Source organism: Roseburia sp. OM03-7AC (assembly GCF_003462625.1).
GTDB lineage: Bacteria > Bacillota > Clostridia > Lachnospirales > Lachnospiraceae > Roseburia_C > Roseburia_C amylophila.
Map to the genome: position 1 here is coordinate 1 of NZ_QTZJ01000026.1, position 1,616 is coordinate 1,616.

Genomic DNA, 1,616 nt, shown 5'->3' on the forward strand with positions numbered 1-1,616 from the left:
AACATAGAAGAGAGTACGTGTAATGCGGAGTAAATAATGGTCAAAAAACAATCGACATCCGACCTCACACACGTTATAATATAGATAATCTAATAAGAAAACAGTGTTATCATTACCGCATATTCAGTGAGAATGGTAGCCATAAATATGAATTCGCAGGAACGGAATGGTTGAACCCTCAGGGTGACAGTGTCACTCATTTGTCAGCGAGAGGTGCTTAACTTGGATGATTTTCAGTTTTCTTATTTTGACATGGATTTACAGGAAAGTCAGTAAAATCAAGTTGTTGCTTGACTTATGTTGACCAAGAAAAACATAGATTTTCTGTAGTGACTTGAACTCCTAAGACTCTATTGTAGGTTCGATTCCTATAGGAGACGCTCATTTTTAGCGGTAATGAAGATAGTTTCATTGCCGCTTTTTTCATGCAGAATTGTAATTTCAGTGACAAATTTGTCAGCGAAGCAGGACTGAAAATACTGATTTTGTCAGCGGGAATGGATGCTTGTCACCGATTCACATTTTCTGATTTGTCACACAAAGGGATTAACTACAATGTAGGATGAGCTTTGGGGTGTAAAATTAGGAAAAGAAGTGAAAAAACACTATATTCTTGAAAGCCTTGTTTGTTACGAAACTTTTTAAGCATATTAAGAAATAAAAGAGATTGTGTTTAAAGATGGAAAACTTGTCTGAGACGCAGCGAAGTAAATAAAATGAATAATATAGGAAGTCAGTAGTGCGTGAATAAACTGCTGGCTTCTTTTTTGATAGATATAGTCACTCCCAGAGAGTGTGCAGGATAGTAAAGTAATAATATCAACATGACGATATAGAAAATGCAGGGAAGCATTGTATTTCAAAGAGTTTGAGATACAGTGCTTTTGTGTATTAACATGGGTAAATGGTTTAATGCTTTTTTTTAATCGTATTTCGTGTTAAAAAATTGTATTTGGTGAAGAAATACCGTAATATTTTGTTTCATGTGATATCTTTTATAGGTGAGATTTGAAACAGAATAAAGATTGAGCCGATATATAAATGAGAAAGAAGGTGAGTGCTATGTTGGAAATTGTTGTCTGTGATGACGATATAGCAGATCTTGAGTGTGCAGTGACTATGCTGCATAAGATTTTTACAAGTCAAAAGATTGCTTATCATATTGAGCAATTTGCGTCTGCAAATCAAATGCTTGAAAATATCAGCAACATTGATATCGGAATTTTAGATATTTCGATGGAAGAACTGAATGGTATTAAACTGGGGAGAAAATTAAAGGAAAAATTTCCGGATGTGAAATTAGTGTATATTACGAGTTATGAAGAATATTGTATGCAGGTCATTAACGAAGTTCACGCATTTTCATTTCTATGTAAGCCATTGGAATATGATAAATTGGAAACGCAGATGTTGGAACTGCTGGATCAACTGCCGGATACCGGAGCAGAAAAGGATTTTTATAAAGTGACGGACAGCAATGGGAAAGAGTATCTGTCGATTAAATTGAAACTCAGGGACATTTTATATTTTGAATACATAAAAAGATCAAGAAAAGTACTGATAGCGTTGTCTGATATCACATATGAGTATGACTGCATTTTTGAAAAACTGGTTGA

At 34.4% G+C, this 1,616-nt stretch carries 1 protein-coding gene; it reads left to right on the plus strand.

Annotated features, from left to right (window positions below; translation table 11 throughout):
• Nucleotides 1–1,062: 1,062 nt before the first annotated feature.
• A partial coding sequence (locus tag DXB39_RS14580; RefSeq protein ID WP_117901619.1) for a LytR/AlgR family response regulator transcription factor occupies nucleotides 1,063–1,616 on the plus strand: 554 nt, incomplete at its 3' end.